Origin of the sequence: Niastella soli (genome assembly GCF_017742245.1) — a bacterium.
Lineage (GTDB): Bacteria > Bacteroidota > Bacteroidia > Chitinophagales > Chitinophagaceae > Niastella > Niastella soli.
Genome location: NZ_JAGHKO010000011.1, coordinates 670,701 through 687,580, shown reverse-complemented (window position 1 = coordinate 687,580; position 16,880 = coordinate 670,701). Strand labels below are relative to the sequence as shown.

The 16,880-nt window shown below is 46.8% G+C and carries 9 protein-coding genes; 3 read left to right on the top strand and 6 right to left on the bottom strand.

Annotated features, from left to right (window positions below; all coding sequences use genetic code 11):
• The first annotated feature begins 490 nt into the window (after positions 1 to 490).
• Both J7I42_RS28610 and J7I42_RS28605 read left to right on the top strand, forming a co-directional pair.
• Positions 491 to 682 carry a hypothetical protein gene (locus J7I42_RS28610; RefSeq protein ID WP_209142692.1) on the top strand — a complete coding sequence of 64 codons (192 nt, stop codon included), beginning with the start codon at positions 491 to 493 and terminating at the stop codon, positions 680 to 682.
• A gap of 533 nt (positions 683 to 1,215) precedes the next feature.
• Entirely contained in the window at positions 1,216 to 2,472 is a 1,257-nt protein-coding gene (locus tag J7I42_RS28605; RefSeq protein WP_209142690.1) for a polysaccharide lyase, read from the top strand.
• 93 nt (positions 2,473 to 2,565) lie between these two features.
• Here the strand turns inward: J7I42_RS28605 and J7I42_RS28600 are convergent, their stop codons facing one another.
• The 6 genes from J7I42_RS28600 to pulA form a co-directional block, all read right to left on the bottom strand.
• Complete coding sequence (locus J7I42_RS28600; protein WP_209142688.1) at positions 2,566 to 4,995, bottom strand: glycoside hydrolase family 31 protein; 2,430 nt, start codon at positions 4,993 to 4,995, stop codon at positions 2,566 to 2,568.
• A gap of 10 nt (positions 4,996 to 5,005) precedes the next feature.
• Positions 5,006 to 6,904 carry an alpha-amylase family glycosyl hydrolase gene (locus J7I42_RS28595; RefSeq protein WP_209142686.1) on the bottom strand — a complete coding sequence of 633 codons (1,899 nt, stop codon included), beginning with the start codon at positions 6,902 to 6,904 and terminating at the stop codon, positions 5,006 to 5,008.
• 11 nt (positions 6,905 to 6,915) lie between these two features.
• The gene (locus J7I42_RS28590; protein WP_209142684.1) at positions 6,916 to 7,953 is read right to left on the bottom strand and encodes a SusE domain-containing protein; all 1,038 of its coding nucleotides are present in this window, start codon (positions 7,951 to 7,953) and stop codon (positions 6,916 to 6,918) included.
• Positions 7,954 to 8,048: 95 nt separating this feature from the next.
• Positions 8,049 to 9,659, bottom strand: coding sequence for a RagB/SusD family nutrient uptake outer membrane protein (locus tag J7I42_RS28585; protein ID WP_209142682.1), 1,611 nt, complete (start codon positions 9,657 to 9,659; stop codon positions 8,049 to 8,051).
• A 24-nt stretch (positions 9,660 to 9,683) separates the two neighbouring features.
• Entirely contained in the window at positions 9,684 to 12,710 is a 3,027-nt protein-coding gene (locus tag J7I42_RS28580) for a SusC/RagA family TonB-linked outer membrane protein (RefSeq protein WP_209142680.1), read from the bottom strand.
• A gap of 227 nt (positions 12,711 to 12,937) precedes the next feature.
• On the bottom strand, positions 12,938 to 14,902 hold the full coding sequence (gene pulA / locus J7I42_RS28575) for a type I pullulanase (protein WP_209142678.1): 1,965 nt from the start codon (positions 14,900 to 14,902) through the stop codon (positions 12,938 to 12,940).
• Positions 14,903 to 15,121: 219 nt separating this feature from the next.
• Here pulA and J7I42_RS28570 point away from each other — a divergent pair, with 219 nt between their 5' ends.
• Positions 15,122 to 16,822 carry a DUF6377 domain-containing protein gene (locus tag J7I42_RS28570; protein ID WP_209142676.1) on the top strand — a complete coding sequence of 567 codons (1,701 nt, stop codon included), beginning with the start codon at positions 15,122 to 15,124 and terminating at the stop codon, positions 16,820 to 16,822.
• Positions 16,823 to 16,880 lie beyond the last annotated feature (58 nt).

Genomic DNA, 16,880 nt, shown 5'->3' with positions numbered 1-16,880 from the left:
CAACCGGCACTCCGCACCAACATGTTCAATACCTGCAGCTAATCGGCACGTTTTTATAATTTTGGGCAAACAGGCACATTTGCACACCTGACTATTTCAGCCTTACTAACAACAACATTGTTCTTTTCCGAAGCTTTTCCCGGCTATAGCATGTGCAAGTAATGATGACTGTTGTTACCGGCCGGCGACTGAAACGCCCGCCTGCTTTTCACCCTCTCAAAGATTACAATTTTCATTTTTTTGTGCAGCTTTACACCCTTTACAGATACCTCACAATCTCCTGCAGATTGTTAATGAATTGTTTTTCGCACATTAATTTTTCAAATGCTTTTATTGTAAGAAATAACACTTATTACATTTTATAGCAAATCGACTACATCGTCACCATTTCTACAATCGATTGCATCAATTGAACCAAAAAGGATAGACATTTGCATTGTCAAATTGAATGACACACTCGAATATCCTTTTTGAAAACGACAAAATCCATATGATGAACACTATTAGAAAATTCCTCAAAGATGTCACCAGCATCTTTTCATCCGTACCAGAAAAACAAATGATCCGTACTGTTGCTGCAAAAGGCTCGCTGACTTGCAGGTTCGCGCAGCCAGTAACAATTTCCACCAAACAATTTGGAAGAAGAGCAGCCATCGCGCAAAAAGCGATATGGCTTCAATAACTGTTCTTCGTGATTCACGACAGATCATTTGATTGATCTGTTAAAACAGTGACTGTCGCAAACACACGGATTTGGATTCACCACACCGGCTGTGAAGGCACACTATCGTGTAATGATCATGAAGGCGTTTTTGAAAAGGAATTCTATGGATATACGAGTGCACGGAGTTAATCAATTGTATCGGAATTTATTTTAAGAGAGGTCTAAATCAGTTTTCCATCACCCTTTTGTAAGCTCCTTATCTGTTACCTTGGCTATAGTTCTCAATCATGGATTCGTACCCTATGAAGCATAAGCCTTGGCTTTCCGGGTCACTGGAAAGAAAAAATGACAGAACGAAGTATTGTATCTGTCTTTAGAATTGATAAGAGAGGATTAAGCTGTTACACGCCGCATAGTGCGACGTGGCAGGCATGTAACGCATTACAGGTTTTAAAAAAGCACCTGTGATGTGAACGGGGAAGTTCTGTGCGTAAGCAAGACGTAACCGACAATTGAAAACATTTTTTAAAATCTAGAATTAACTACCTAAAATGAAGACTTCGATGCACAAAAGAGGCAATTTTTTACAGAGAAATCAGCGTGTGCTTTCCGTTTCCCTATTACTGGCTACATTGGCTGCTTGTCAGAAAAATATTGATCAAAAACCCGTTGGTATTGACAGCGATGAACAGGTATCAACAAAATCAACTTCCAGTGGAAATATAATCTGGCAGGAAGATGCAGAAGGAAGCAGTTTTATAAATACCCTGTGTACTGTACAAACTGCAACCACCTATGGTATTACTCAATCTACCAACCAGGTTTTTAATGGTACAAAATCAGCTCGTTTTGAGTTAAGAGATACTGATCCGGAAAGTCATAGTGGTACAAGGGCTGAAATATCTTTCCCTACGCCTACGACCAATAATTTCTGGTATTCCTATGCCTTGTATATGCCCAGCGCACAATATAAAGATGAGGCCGAAGACGAGGTTATCAGCCAATGGCATGGTGGCGGCGGTATTACCCCGGCTATCTCCATCCGGGTATCAAATGGTCGTCTTAGCATGAGAACACCAGACGATGCCAGAACTGACCTGGGTGTAATTGAAAAAGACAAATGGCATACATATGTATACCACATCATTCACTCATCTGGTTCTGATGGTTTGATCGAGATCTGGAAAGACGGTCAAAAGATCGTAACACGTAAAGGTGCCAGCATGTATGCAATTACTGGTGATTTCCATCTTCCTAACTGGAAAATGGGTATTTACAAATCAGACTGGAATGGTACAAAAACCACTTCTACCAACCTGAGAGTGCTGTACTTCGATGACATTAAATATGCCAATGCTACTGCAACCTATAATCAAATGTTGCCTGTTAGCAAACTCGTATCTACAACACCACCAGCAACCACACAACCATCATTACCACCCACCAACACCAGCATAAGCGTTAGCTCTTTCAGCCTGGTTGATGCTTCTACAGAAAAAGAAGTAAAAACCATTACCGATGGATCAACAATCAGCCTGAGCTCACTGAACCTTACAAAAGCAAACATCCGTGCAGTTACAGCCGGCACTATTGCTAATGTGAAGCTTGAATTGAGCGGTGCACAAAGCTTAACAGCTACTGATGCTGCAGCTCCTTATGCATTACAAGGTGATGATGGAAAAGGTAATTACTTTTATGGTAACTGGAACCCACCTGCGCTCGGTAAATATACCCTGAAAGCAACTCCTTATGATGCAAAAGGCGTAGCGGGTGTGTCAAAGACCATCACCTTTACCTTCTCAAAATAACTTAGACTTTAGAAAATTCATATAGACGGGAAAAAGAAGCCGTCCCGAAAAGCGGGACGGCTTCTTTTCTTTATAAAAAACCTCAAAGCTAACTCAGTACTTAAGTATCGCTTCCTGCGATGTATTTCTCACCGTTACCGTTCTGATCGTATGTCCTTCGGGTGCATTGGCTTCCCCTTGCGGATCGAATTTGGAAACCGGCGTAAGCAACGCTTCGAATTCGCTACCGGCCGCTTGCCCTCCTACTGTAAGCTTTCCATCGCCAAAACCATGCAACGCCAGCTTTATAAATTTAAATTTTGACGCATATTGGCCCTCTACCTTTCCCAGGATGATCTGCCGCAAAACAGGGTCATAGGTAATACGCCGGCGAAAGAAGTCACCCTTCTCATAATTATAGCTAAATCCGTCATCTTCATAATAAACAAAATCACTACCCTGGTCCCCGGCATACACATGCAGCAGCAGCGTATCAGTAGGTTTTTCTGCGGTGTGCTGCACCAGGGATTGCATCGGAACGATGCTGCCTGCTTTTACATACACCGGCAGCTTCGACATCGTGAGCGGGGATACCAATTCCTGGCCGCCTTTGATCACCTGATCGGTATACAGATCAAACCAGTTTCCCGCAGGGAAATAAATATTCCCAAAACCTTCCGATCCTGTGAACGGCGCAACCATAAAAGCACGCCCATACATGAACTGATTTTCGAAAGCGGAGCGATAGATCGCGGCATCATCCGTATAATCCAATGCCAGCGTTCGCATCAGGGGCAATCCGTTCTGTGTGGCTTCGTAAAAGTTTGAATAAGCATAGGGCAGCAGACGATAGCGAAGTGAGATATAATTCCTTACGATCTCAGTAGCCTGTTCGCCATACGACCAGGGTTCGCTTGATTTGGTATTCACTCCTGTATGGTTACGCATATAAGGATTGAATGACCCTATCTGCATCCAGCGTACATACAACCCAACAGAAGGGCCGCCAGTAAAACCACCCACATCCATGCCCGTAAAAGGAATACCGGCCAAACCCAGGTTACACAAAAGCCGCACCCCTAACAGCATGTGGTCCTCTTCCGCCCGGTTATCACCCGTCCAGATGGCACTGTAGCGCTGCAGACCGGCATACCCGCTCCGTGACAATATAAATGGACGCCGGTTCAATGCCTGTTTGAATCCTTCAAAACTGGACCTCGCCATATTCAACCCATACACATTGTGCATTTGCAAATGGGTGGCGGGTTCTCCTTCATTGTTAAATAAAACATTATCCGGCATCTTCTGCCCCCAGGTAGAGATCTCGTTCATATCATTCCAAATACCACTTACCCCATCACTGGCATATTTACTGATCTCCTTTTCCCACCAGGCGCGTCCCTTTACCCCGGTAAAATCGGGAAAGGCGCACCAACCAGGCCATACCTGGCCGATATAGTCGGTACTGTCTGGGTATTTGATAAAGGCCCCTTCTTTTTTACCCCGTTCATATACACCATATCCTTCTTCCCGCTTCACGCCGGGATCAACGATCACCGTTAGTTTAAAACCCATGTCGGCCAGCTTTGCACTCATGGCCGCCGGGTCAGGGAACCGCTGCTTATCCCAGGTAAAGACCTTGTATTTATCCATATAATGGATGTCGAGGGTAATCCCGTCGGCGGGGATCTTCTTCTCACGCAAGGTTTGCGCAATACGCATCACCTCTGTTTCCGGATAATACGAGTAGCGGTTTTGCTGGTACCCCAAACTCCATAACGGTGGCAACTTCATCCGCCCGGTGAGCCCCGTATAAGAAGTAATAATATCGTCTATACGCGCACCGGCTATAAAGTAATAGTTCATTTCGCCCCCGTGCGCCCCAAAGGAAGAAAACCGGTCGGTACTGGCCCCGAAGTTGAAGTCGGTCTGCCAGCTATTGTCTAAGAAAATGCCATAGCGCAACCCGTGATGGATACCAATGTAAAAAGGGAATGTTGCATACAAGGGGTCTTTATCGGTACGGTATCCGAAGTTGTCCGAGTTCCAATTCGTATATCCATTCCCTCGTTTGTCGAGGCCACCCACTTTTTCACCCAGCCCAATAAACCGCTCCCCTTCCTGCAAGTGCTTATACGTGGTCACAAAGGAGTTTACCCAGGACGTATTCAGTCCTTGTTCGTCTTCATTGATAACACGTCCATCCCGGGTAAAAAAAGCCACATGAAATGGTTTTCGGGCGATAATTACTTTCAGCGAATCGGTTAAGAGTGTAATCGCCTCCGGCGTTTGGTTTACGTCAACGTGTGTTGCCACCGGTCCGTTCACTACGGCATATGAGAAATCCCTGCCCAGTGAATGCTGATCGAGCCGTACCCGCACTATCGTTGGGCTATAAACGGTTATTTCACCAACTGCATGCTGCATAGTGAGCATCAATTGCGGTCCCTTTACCTTAACGGAAGTAACATTACCGGCACTATGCACCTGACCAAAACTTCTACCAGTAAATAACAAACCAATAACAAAAAGATATTTCTTCATTTTAATATAATTACTGCTTTAGCAGTGTAGTACTGTAAATATGATATTGCCCCGGGGCCAATGTTATGGAAAAAGGGGAAGCTGTTACTGATACCTTTCCTCCTGAAAGGTTGTCGTACCAGTCACCTGTAACTGGAAACGCAATCACAGCCGTTTGAGCCACTACATCAAAGTTGCCAACCACCATTACCCGGGTGCCATCGGGGCCATTGAGCGAAATCGTCTTTACCGCATCATCCAGTTTATAAGTATAATTGGTGGTGGTAAAAACGGGGTTCTTCTTTTTCAGCTTGATCAATGTTGCATAAGTATTATACAGTGCTTTCCGGTTGGCATCCTGCAGGTAGTTCCAGTAAATGGGTTTACTGCCCGTGCGGCCATTGTAGTCGATGGAAATGTCGTACCCCAGTTCGCCGAACTGCCATATCATTTTGGGGCCTGGCGCCGCTAAAGCAAATGCCGCTATCAATTGTTGCCGGCCAAGCCCCGTCGTCAGGTCCCTGATATTGTACGCGCCTGCATGGTTGCCATACTGCCCGTTCTTAAACTGCAATCGCTCCTCATCGTGGCTTTCAATATATGTCATCAGGTTATAGGGAGTAGTAAATCCATGCGCATCGTAGAACAGGCGTTTAAGGTCCCACGAACCTCCGGCATCATTATACGACATAGTGGCCTGACTGGCATTTGTATTCAGGTTATTCCACATAATGGCGCCCAGGCCAGCAAGCGCTTTTTCTTCCTGGTCTGCCGAAAAGTGTTCCAGGATGATATAAAAGCTGGCATCCAGGCTTTGCAGGTACCTGATATACTTCGTCCAGATGGCTACCCGGCTGGCATCATATGCCGACCAGGTAGCGTCGTTGTTGCCCGAATTGGTTTGGGTAAATGCTTTCGACTGATCAAACCGGTAGCCATCAATATGGTATTCCTGCATCCAGTATTTCAATACGTTCTCTGTATAGTACACAGTGGCCTCACTTTCGTGATTCAGTTGATAACCCACTGCATAAGGATGTCTGTTCGTTTGATTGAACCAGGGATTTTTGTCAGCAGGACTGCCCGATGAAGTGGCATACATCCGCACCATGGGCGAGGACCCAAACTGGTCTTCCAAGACAATATCCTGTATCACTGCTATCCCCCTGGCATGACAGGCATCAATAAAAGCTTTATAGGCATTGGGAGTACCGTAGTATTTATCCAATGCGAACATAAAGTTGGTATTATACCCCCATGAGTCATTCCCTTCAAATTCATTCACCGGCAATAACTCTATGGCATTTATACCCAGGTTGGCCAGGTAATTCAGGGAATCGATAAGCGTGACATAGCTGTGTGTAGCTACAAAATCCCGCACCAGCAGTTCATACACCACCATGTCCTTAGGATCAGTCCGGGTAAATGAACCCACCTGCCAGGTATAGGCAGCAGGATTTGCCTGCATTACACTCACAATGCCCTTTGCCGCCGTACCAGCAGGGTAAGCCTTCAGATCTGGATATACGCTGGCGGGGACAGCGGCATCATGATCGGGATCAAGGACCTTGTGCGTATAGGGGTCGGCCACCTGGAGGGTATCGTCTAACAGGTATTGATAGGCATATTCCCTGGCAGGATCGAGGTTATCGATCTGTACCCACCAGCGATTGCCGTCGGTTGACTGTGTCATGGTGGTTGCCTTCCAGTTATTGAATTCGCCTATGACGGCCACCCTGTTCCTGCCTGGTGCATACAAATTGAAAACAGCCGAAGCTCCACTGTTGATAAACGTTACACCATCCGAGACCTTAGCAGGCACGTCTGCGGTGATGGCCAGTTTCGCCGTAGTAAGCCCCGCGTTCTTATTGCAGCAGACAATACTGCCGGTCATAAGACAAAGCAATGCGCCGTGGAGTATCCTCTTCACTGATCAGTATTTTATATTTTCAATAAGGTATATGTTAACCCCGTTGGGTTTATGGTGATCTTGTAATTATCTCCGCCAGCAGCGGTTGCCGGGATGATGATATTGGAACCGCCCGATGAAAGCGTACCGGCACCGGCGCCAGCGCCTAAATTGGTCCCCCAGTCATTTTTAAAACGGAATTTAATAGTATTAGTGCCATCGCTTTTCAGCTTCGTGGTCACATACCAGGTATTGTTTGTTTTATCCAGGTACATTTGGGAATCAGCACTCCAGCCGCCGGCGGCATCGCCAATAACGCTCCACTGTGGTGTAAAGGTCAATGTGAGCAAATCGGTATTCAGCGTCAGCAGATAACCGCCATTACCCGGTGCGGTAAGATTGCCGCCAGACAAACTAACAGTACCGGCAGTTGAACCCTGACCATAGGCAGCCGTCCAGTTCTTGGCCGTGGTGATCTTGAACCCCAGATCGCTGCCGGTAAAATTGATGACGCCTGTATAAATACCATTGGAGGTTTCAGAAACCAGGCTGTCGGCCGATGCGGGGTTCCATCCCTGGTAAGCACCGGGTACAAAAACCGAAGAAGCTGCAGAAAAAGGCGTTACCGTTAATGTAACAGCATCGCTAAATACAGTAATCGTAGACAGGGTACTCTTCAACCTTACCAGCACCTGACCGGCTGCATTCGTATGTAATCCAAGTTTCAGCGCCAGCGCATTGAGATTATAGGTGGTGTAAGATAATGTGGTGGCCCCGGCATTAAGGGTAACCGACTGAGGTTTTGCCCAGTTGTCGCCCACAGAATCAAACTGCAGCTCATTGGCAATGGCAGCATCGTAACCAAAGTTGGCGTTCTTAATAGTAAACAACACGCTCGTATCGGTAGTGGTCATCTTCGAAATGTCGAGCACTATTTTGGTAGAAGAAGCGGTTACTGATCCTGGTATTCCATTGCCCAGGTAAGTCAGCGAACCTGTTTTATTACAGGCGGCCAGCATCAGCGCCAAACCGGCGCACCATGCAGCGCAAAGGATGAATATTTTTCTCATATGCGATTCAATCGTTTTTAAAGGACCTGTTAGGTGTAAATAAGCCCGCTGATCTTGCATGACCCAATGATGCACCTTACAGGTCTTACTATTTTTTAGTATCCGGTATTTTGTTTCAGGTTAGGGTTTACGTTCAGGTCGGCAGTTGGCAGGGGATACAAATTCCGGTAGGCCGGTACACCCGTACCATTTTTAGATCCGCCTTTCCAGGGCCACAAGTAGGAGCCATCAGTAAACCGGTCGTAACGGACCAGATCAGTCCTGCGGAAACCTTCCCAATACAGTTCGCGGGCCCGTTCGTCGAGGAGAAAGTTCAGGGTCATTTCAGAAGCAGCGATATTTCCGCTATTGCCTGCATATGCTCTTGTTCTTAACTTATTGATGTAGGTAAGCGCCTGTGACCCATCGCCACCCGAGCCACCGCGAAGGGTTGCCTCGGCATAGATCAGGTACTGCTCGGCCAACCGGAAAACAGGAAAGTCAATGTCGGCATAATAGATATTCTTTCCTGCAACCCCATTCACATCTACATTCCGGTATTTGGTAATAGAATATCCATTTGTAAACACGCTGATATCCGCAATGGCCTTGGTCTGCCCATTCATCCAATACTGTGCACGCTTGTCGGGATTGCCATTATTGGGGAATGCTGTGCTGGTAGGCGCGGGGAACAGATCGATCAGGTTAGCCGTGGCGCGAATACCGGCCCAGCCGCCATCGATCCCAAAGTCGGATGCCTTTTCTGTTCCGCCCACAGCGGCATGCGTCATAAACGTTGACCCACCATAGTTCTGAGTGGCATTGCCATCATAGTTGATGGTTAAAATAAATTCTGACTTATTGTTATGGTTATCGGCCAGCATCAGGTGTGTGTAATCGTTGATCAGAGAATACCCTGCATCTATCACCTTTTTTGAATATTTGACCGCATCATCCCAGTTAGCAGTTCCTGTATATACTTTAGCGTTGAGTGCCACCCGTGCTATCAACGCCCATGCCGCTGCCTGATCTGCCCGGCCATATTCATTCTGGCGGGGAGCCACCAAACTGCCTTCCACATCCTTCAACTCGTTCATGATATAGGTATACAGTGAGGCCCTGTCAATTTGTTTAGGTGTGGCAGATCCTAATACATCTTTTTCGGTGGCAAACGGAGCGTTCCCAAAAAGGTCCATCAGCACCCAATATTGGTAAGCCCGCAGCAACCTGGCTTCCTGTTTGTAATAACGTACCATAGTGGCGCTATCCCCTGTAATGCCCCTGCTGCTGATGTTGGCATCGGAACACTGGCGGATAAATTCATTACACAAAGTGATCTGATAAGTACTGCGATAATATAACCCTGCCAGGAAAGTGTTGGAAGCCGACCAGCTCATGGCATGAAAATCAGGTAAACCCGCGTCTGCCCAGCTCACCACGGCCTCATCGGTAGACAATTCCTGCGCACACCAGAACAGCCGGAAAAAATCGGAAGTACCTTCGTCAATGCCTGCAATATCGGCACTGCCCGCAGGGCCATTATTACCCGTAAGTGCAAACGACCCATACACTTTTGCCAGCACCGATTTATAACCTGCAGCAGTACTATACACCGCCTCTGAGGTCAACTGATCGTTAGGTTCAAGGATTTTATTTTTGTTACACGAAACCAACAGCGTAACGGAGATCGCTGTAATGAGTAAGATATTATTGGCAAATCGTTTCATTGTAATTGTGTTTACAGGTTTAGATTAAAGGCTCCAGTTTACTCCCAGTACATACGTCCTTGGCCTTGGATAGAAGTTATTGTCGATACCCGATGACACTTCCGGATCTACTCCCTGGTATTTGGTAATAAGAAATGCATTCTGTACGTTGGCAGAGATCCGCAGATCGCCTTTACCAGCAATGATCTTACCCAGGTTATATGAGAGGTGTATATTATCCATACGCAGGAAAGAACCATTTTCCAACCAGTAATCTGACAATAGGCTCTTATCGTTGGAGCCGATCAGGTCACTTGATAAAACCGTACGGCTGCCATTGTTGAGCGTACCAATGGGGTTGAGTATATAATGCTGAATACCTGTATAGCTGGCTACGTTGTTATACACGTAGTTGCCAAAGCTGGCACGAGCTACTAACCCGGCCCCCCAGCGCTTATAGCGAAAGTCGGTGCTAAAACCCAGGTAGGCCTTGGGATCGGGACTTTTGTTAATATACAGATCGTTCTGATTAATAACACCGTCTTTTTTCCGGTCCACAAACAAACCATCAATTGGTTTTCCTGTTGCATCATATACCTGCTCGTATAAGTAGAAAGAATATTTGTTTGCGCCCACCTGGTTTATCTGAACGGTGTTACCAGTACCACCGGTAATACCACCTGTTAATAAACCGCTTGACGTTTGACCGGAAAGCGCAGTGAGGTTAGAAATGGAGTTATGGTTATAAGTAATGTTAAAACCAACCGTCCAGCCCATGTCCTGTTTGTCGATGGCTTTTGCGTTGAGGTTGAACTCAACCCCTTCATCCTTCATATTGCCGATGTTGGCAGTGATCTGATTGCTGAAATTGGTGAGCGCCGATTGTGTGGCCCTGGCCAGCAGATTTTTGGTTTTACGGAAGTATAGATCTACACTACCCGTGATACGATCGCCCCACAGACCATAATCGATGGCTATATTTTGGGTAGTGGTTGTTTCCCAGGTACGACCGGGATAGTAAGCTCCCGGACGATATACATAATAATAGGTTTGTCCCAGTTGATACCGCCCGGTAGCAGTACCCTGGCTGTAATCTGACAGATAATCATAACTGCCGATGCCTTCCTGGTTACCAGTAACCCCATATTCCAACCGAAGTTTCAGGTTAGATATAACCTTACTGTTCTGCAGGAATTTTTCATCATTGATGCGCCATGCAAAGGCGGCAGAAGAGAAAACCCCGCTTCTGTCGGCCGGTGCAAACTTGGTAGAGTAATCGTTACGCACAGTAGCGGTGAGGATGTATTTGTCGTTGTAGACCCAGTTTATACGCCCGTATAATGAAGTGAGGATATACTCATTAAGGCTTGATGCATAGGTAGGCACCGAAAGCGGGTTCAGGGTGCCGTCTGCAAAGTAGGAAGCATAATTATAAGTAGTATTCCTGAATTTCTGGTTGGCATAACCGGCCACTACATCAACATGGCTCTTTAGGGCGGCGATGTTCTTATTATAATTCAGAAAACTTTCAAGTAACAGGTTACTGCTGATCTGCTTGTAATAGTGCGAATAACCACTGTGGCTAACCCCGTTGCTATCAGTATATGTTTTCAGGTTACTGGCTGCGTATTCAGGGATGGTTTGCGTGCCATCGCCTTTAGCCCCATCGTAACCCAGGTTAACATTAATGTGCAGATCGGGCAGAAAATGCAGCTTATAGTCGAATGCCAGGCTACTAACAGTACGATATACGCTACTGACATTGTGATTCTCTTCCAACAATCCCAATGGGTTCCGCGGCGCATTCGATTTTAAACCGGTCACACTGCTGGGGTCGGTGTACTCGAAGTAACCGCCATACAGGTTCTTACCCGAATAGACAGGCTGCGTAGGATCGAAACTAACCGCAGCGCCGATAGCGCCCTCATTCGCAAAACGCTGTTTTACCTGGGCCCCTTTCAGGTTAACGGCCACCTTCAGGTGATCATCAAAAAAAACAGGCGCCAGGCTGAGATCGCCTGAGTAACGCGTCAGGTTCGACGTTTTTAAAATACCATCCTGATTAGTATATCCAACTGATGCCCGGTAAGGCAGTTTCTTGCCTACAGATCCTGACACGCTTAGGTTATTGTCGGTGCTCACCGCCGTTTGGTAGATCACCTTTTGCCAGTTGGTATTGTATTCACCCAACAAGGACCTGAAGGTTCCTGCTGCAGTAGTATCATGACTCTTTACATAATCGCGGAATTCGCCCGGTGACAAAACACCGGCTTCCTTCGACAGCTGCGCAACCGAGAGTTGCGTGGTAAAACTGACCTTTGGTTTACCGCGTTGCCCCTTTTTGGTAGTGATGAGGATAACTCCGTTAGAAGCACGGTTACCATAAATGGCCGCCGCTGAAGCATCTTTCAATACATCCACCCGTTCGATATCGTTGGGGTTGATGAGATCGAGTGGGTTTGCAGCACCCGCAATGGAAGAAGGATTGAGCGGAACGCCATCCAGTACGATCAGCGGATCATTGCTCCCGTTTATGGAAGCACCTCCGCGGATCCGGATGGTGCTACCCGCACCGGGTGCTCCGCTGTTTGAAATAACAGATACACCCGCCACTTTACCGGCAATTAGTTGCTCCGGCGTTGTGATCTGGCCCTGTTGAAAATCTTTCGAGGTAATGGATGCAATAGCGCCCGTTACATCTTTTTTACGTTCTGATCCATAACCAATCACCACCACCTCGGTAAGCGAGGTGTTGGCAGCGATCATCACTATTTTCACTGAAGTGGTAGCTCCTGCGGTAACCGTCACCTCTTTCTGTTGACTGATGTAACCTACATGTTCAAAGAGGACAGTGTATTTTCCCGGAGAAAGGTTTGACAACAGAAAGCTGCCATCGTCGTTGGCCAGCACACCGCCGGAGGCGCCGCTTAACAGCACCGTAGTTCCGGCCAAACCAGCTTGTTTGTCATCGAGGATCTTACCGGAAATACTTCCGGTTTGTGCATAGGTGTAAATATGCAAAAAAAGAAGAATGGGAAGGCATAATACCTTTTTTAAATAATGGCTAAGCATTTAGTTACAGTTTTAGTTGAACAGAGAATTCTTAAACTGAACACTTATCGTGTATGGTTAACACAAATGAAAACCGAGTGCTAAACTTTTCCTAGCTGTTTAAGAATAAATGCTGAAAATTGAAGCCTTTTAAAAATTAAATAATTATCAATCAAATCTTTAGTTAAAGATCAATGGCGGAATATTTAAACTTTATAACCGCTGAATAGTGCTAAAAACGAGGTGGTTTAGGGAGCCAAAAACACATTTGCGCTGGTGCCTGCCACTTCTACTTCACCCATTTTGATGGCGCCGATACCTGATTCTTTATATTGCTCCTCGTTAAGTACCTGCACCCAACGGCCCGGCGGCAAGGCCAGTTTTTGAGCATTTTTGTTGCCGTTAAGTATTATTAAAATGTTTTTATATTTATCTCCATTGGCATAACCAGTGAGTAGGTAAGAAACAAGCAGGCTGTCTTGTGAAGAGTTGATAAACGTCAGGTGCTTCCTGATCATTTCAGCGGAAGGCATGCGAAAGGCCGGATGCTGTTTACGCAAAGCAATCAACCCTCGATAATACTCAAACACCTCCTTGTAGCGGGTTTTTCTGTCCCAGTTCAATTCATTGATGGAATCGGGCGCGTTGAACGAGTTTGCCACACCTTGTTTGGTACGGAGCATTTCATCACCGGCCAGCAGAAATGGAACGCCCTGTGAAGTAAGCACCACGGCTGCAGCCAGCTTGTCCATTTTGATCAGGTCCTTTTCAGAAGCCCCCGGGTTGGAGATCATCAGCCGGTCGAATAAACAGTTGTCGTCGTGGCAGGAAACATAATTGATTGCCTGAGACGGCTCCTTTGCCCAGGGGGTTCTGGAATCGCAGACCCGCTGATAATCGATATCAACATGAGCTGTGGCACCCACAATCCCAAACCTGATGCTTTCCGCCGTACCCGGACGCCCGCTGGCGAACCCATTTTCCCGCACATTGCCGATGCCACCCCGCAATCCATCACGGATATCATCGCTAAAAGCTGCCACCCCCTTTAGTTGGGCTACCTGTTGTTTCACCGCCCGTTGCGCTTCGGGTAAAGGACTTGCGCCGGCGGTCCATCCTTCTCCATATATAAAAATGGCCGGATCTATTTTGTGCAGGGTGTCCGACACTGCTTTCATGGTTGGGATATCATGCAATCCCATCAGATCGAAACGAAATCCATCTATATGATATTCCCTGGCCCAGCTGGCTACCGACTCCACCATAAACTTCCGCATCATTGCCTGTTCGGAAGCCGTTTCATTATTGCAACCACTTCCGTTTGAATAGCTGCCATCGGCATGATGGCGGTAAAAATATCCCGGCGCCAGCTGGGTAAAGATGGAGCCGGCAATATCGCTTGTATGATTGTATACCACATCAAGGATGACCCTTAATCCATTCGCATGCAGGGTGCTGACCGCCTGCTTCAACTCCTGGATGCGCACCCGCCCATCATACGCATCTGTAGCATAAGTGCCTTCGGGCACATTATAATTAACAGGATCATAGCCCCAGTTATAATTTCCATTGGGTGTTGCTTCATCGATGGAATTAAAGTCGAACGAAGGCATCAGGTGGATATGCGTAACGCCGAGCTCTTTTATATGGTCCAGACCGGTTGACAATCCGGCTGCATTGTGGGTTCCCCGTTCTGTGAGTCCAAGGAATTTGCCCTTGTGAACGATCCCTGAACCGGCACTGATCGAGAGGTCGCGTACATGCAGTTCATAAATAATGATGTCCGTATAATTTTTCAACGCCGGTCGTTTGTCGTGCGCCCACCCGGGTGGGTTTGTTTTGTTGAGGTCAATGATCATTCCCCGGCGCCCATTGATGCCAATCGCCCGGGCATACAGATCGGGGCACTCCTGCGACCAGTTGCCGCTAATACAGGTTTGAAAAGTATAGTACTGATTTTCCCAATTGCCTGGTAACGATATGGCCCAGGTCCCTGATTGGCCTTTTTGCAGGTGGATAGACCGAAGGGCATTTCCTCCCTCCCCTGCCCCGTACAACCGCAGCATAACATCGGTAGCGGCAGGCGACCATATTTTAAAGGAAGTAGCAGATGGTGAAAAACGGACCCCGAGATCGGTCCCGGAATAAACAGGTTGACTAAAAGTGCGGCTAAAAATTACCAGCAACAACAGCAAAGCAATGGTCTTATTCATGCCCCGATATTACTGCCTGCGGAAAATCGAAAAAAGCCTTCGCATTCCCATTGAATGGTTATTTAAACCTTATAACCGTTTTAGCTTTTACAACAGATTGATTGTAAACTTAGTAATTTTCTAACCAGGCAGGGACGGGTTGAATTTATTTAACAAGAAATGACTATCGCCCCATTGAAATTTGCATGATATGGTTATTATTGTGTTGAATTAACTAACATGCGTGCTGCCTTACTGACTATTTGCCTGCTTATATTTTCCCTTGGTGTATTTGCGAACGATGTGACCGATTCGCTGCTCACGAGGCTGAAGGCCGAGATTGAGCAAAAAGCGATGTACGACCATCAAAAAGAACAACGCATTTCTATAATGCGGGACAGCCTCCACCTTTTACCCGTTGATAACAGCGCGCAGCAGTTCCAGCTTTGCAGCCGGTTGTATGAAGAATACAAATCCTATAAGTATGATTCGGCCTATGTATACGTCAGCCTTATGGCAGCCCTGGCCGATCGCATGCACGATGCTGTAAAGGTCAATTATACCAAAATGAAGCTGGGCTTTATTCTGCTCTCAGCCGGTAAATACAAAGAAGCTTTTGGGGTTATTGAGACCATCGACCATGCCGGCTTTGATGATGCCAACCTGGAGGCTTATTATGCGGTTATGGGGCGCGCCTGGTGCGACCTGGCGGCTTATAACAACGATGCGACCTGGTCGCCTGCCTACCGGGCAAAAGGCCTGAGTTACAGCGACTCTTCCATGAAGCTGGTCCATCCTGGTTCTTATGGCGCCCGCTTTCTTATTAGTTATCGTGATTATAACAACGGCAACAATGCCGCTGCCCTGAAAGAATTTTTGGATTTTTACCAACAATATAAACCTGCCGATCACGACGACGCCATTACCACGTCCCTGCTCAGCGAATTGTACCAGCGGCTGGGCGATACCAAAAACGCCACCAATTACCTGATCAGGGCCGTGATTGCCGACCTGCAGTCTTCTACCAAAGAAACCCTTGCAATTTTTAAGCTGGCAGAACTGGCCTCCACCAATGGCGATGTTGATAACGCCTATATTTATATCCAGGAAGCGCTCAAAGACGCGGAATTTTATGGTGCCCGTCAACGACAGATCCAGATAAGCGCAGTGCTGCCCATCATCGCGGCAGCGAAACTGAATTTTGTAGAAAGCCAGAAAAAACGTTTCCTTATCTACCTAAGCAGTACCATCTTTCTTTTACTAGTTATCGGCCTGATCTCTTTCTTGTTGTATAAGCAATTGCAGCAACGCGCCGCCCGGGAACTGCTCATTCAGCGTAACAATGCCAAACTGGCTTCCATGAACCAGGAACTGATGCAGGTAAACGCACAGGTGGTGGAAGCCAACCGGAAGTTTGCAGAGGATGCTCACATCAAAGAAGAATACATTGGCTACTTCTTCAACATCATTTCAGGTTATATCGCTAAACTGGAAAAACTCAAGGTCTCCATTGAGGCCAAGGTGATCCAGAAAAAGCTGGACCATATCCAAACCCTTACAAACGAGATCCAGGTGAATAAAGAATGGGAGGCGCTCTTCCAGACCTTCGACAAAGTGTTCCTCAAGATCTTCCCCAATTTCGTTACCAGCTTCAATGCCCTGTTCAAAAAAGAAGACCAGGTCTGGCCCGGCCACCACGACATGCTGACCACCGACCTCAGGATCTTTGCCCTTATTCGTTTAGGCATTTCCGATAATGAATCAATTGCCCGCATTCTGCAATACTCTGCCAAAACGGTGTATGTGTATAAAATGCGGCAAAAGGCCAAGTCGATCTATTCTGCAAGCGAGTTCGATGAAAAGCTGATGGCCATTAAAGCTGTTGACATTCCTGTGCGGGTGGAAGAACCCGGTGTGGAGGGATTGCTGGTTGAAAAATAACGATCACAGATGTTGAGGTATATTGTAAACATTAAAAAAGGCGGTCCCAAATTGCTTT

Bases quoted from the DNA above. Each gene is read 5' to 3' on its own strand.
- J7I42_RS28570 (WP_209142676.1), top strand. From the start codon at position 15,122: ATGCGTGCTGCCTTACTGACTATTTGCCTGCTTATATTTTCCCTTGGT.
- J7I42_RS28600 (WP_209142688.1), bottom strand. From the start codon at position 4,995: ATGAAGAAATATCTTTTTGTTATTGGTTTGTTATTTACTGGTAGAAGT.
- J7I42_RS28580 (WP_209142680.1), bottom strand. From the start codon at position 12,710: ATGCTTAGCCATTATTTAAAAAAGGTATTATGCCTTCCCATTCTTCTT.
- J7I42_RS28610 (WP_209142692.1), top strand. From the start codon at position 491: ATGATGAACACTATTAGAAAATTCCTCAAAGATGTCACCAGCATCTTT.
- J7I42_RS28590 (WP_209142684.1), bottom strand. From the start codon at position 7,953: ATGAGAAAAATATTCATCCTTTGCGCTGCATGGTGCGCCGGTTTGGCG.
- J7I42_RS28585 (WP_209142682.1), bottom strand. From the start codon at position 9,659: ATGAAACGATTTGCCAATAATATCTTACTCATTACAGCGATCTCCGTT.
- pulA (WP_209142678.1), bottom strand. From the start codon at position 14,902: ATGAATAAGACCATTGCTTTGCTGTTGTTGCTGGTAATTTTTAGCCGC.
- J7I42_RS28605 (WP_209142690.1), top strand. From the start codon at position 1,216: ATGAAGACTTCGATGCACAAAAGAGGCAATTTTTTACAGAGAAATCAG.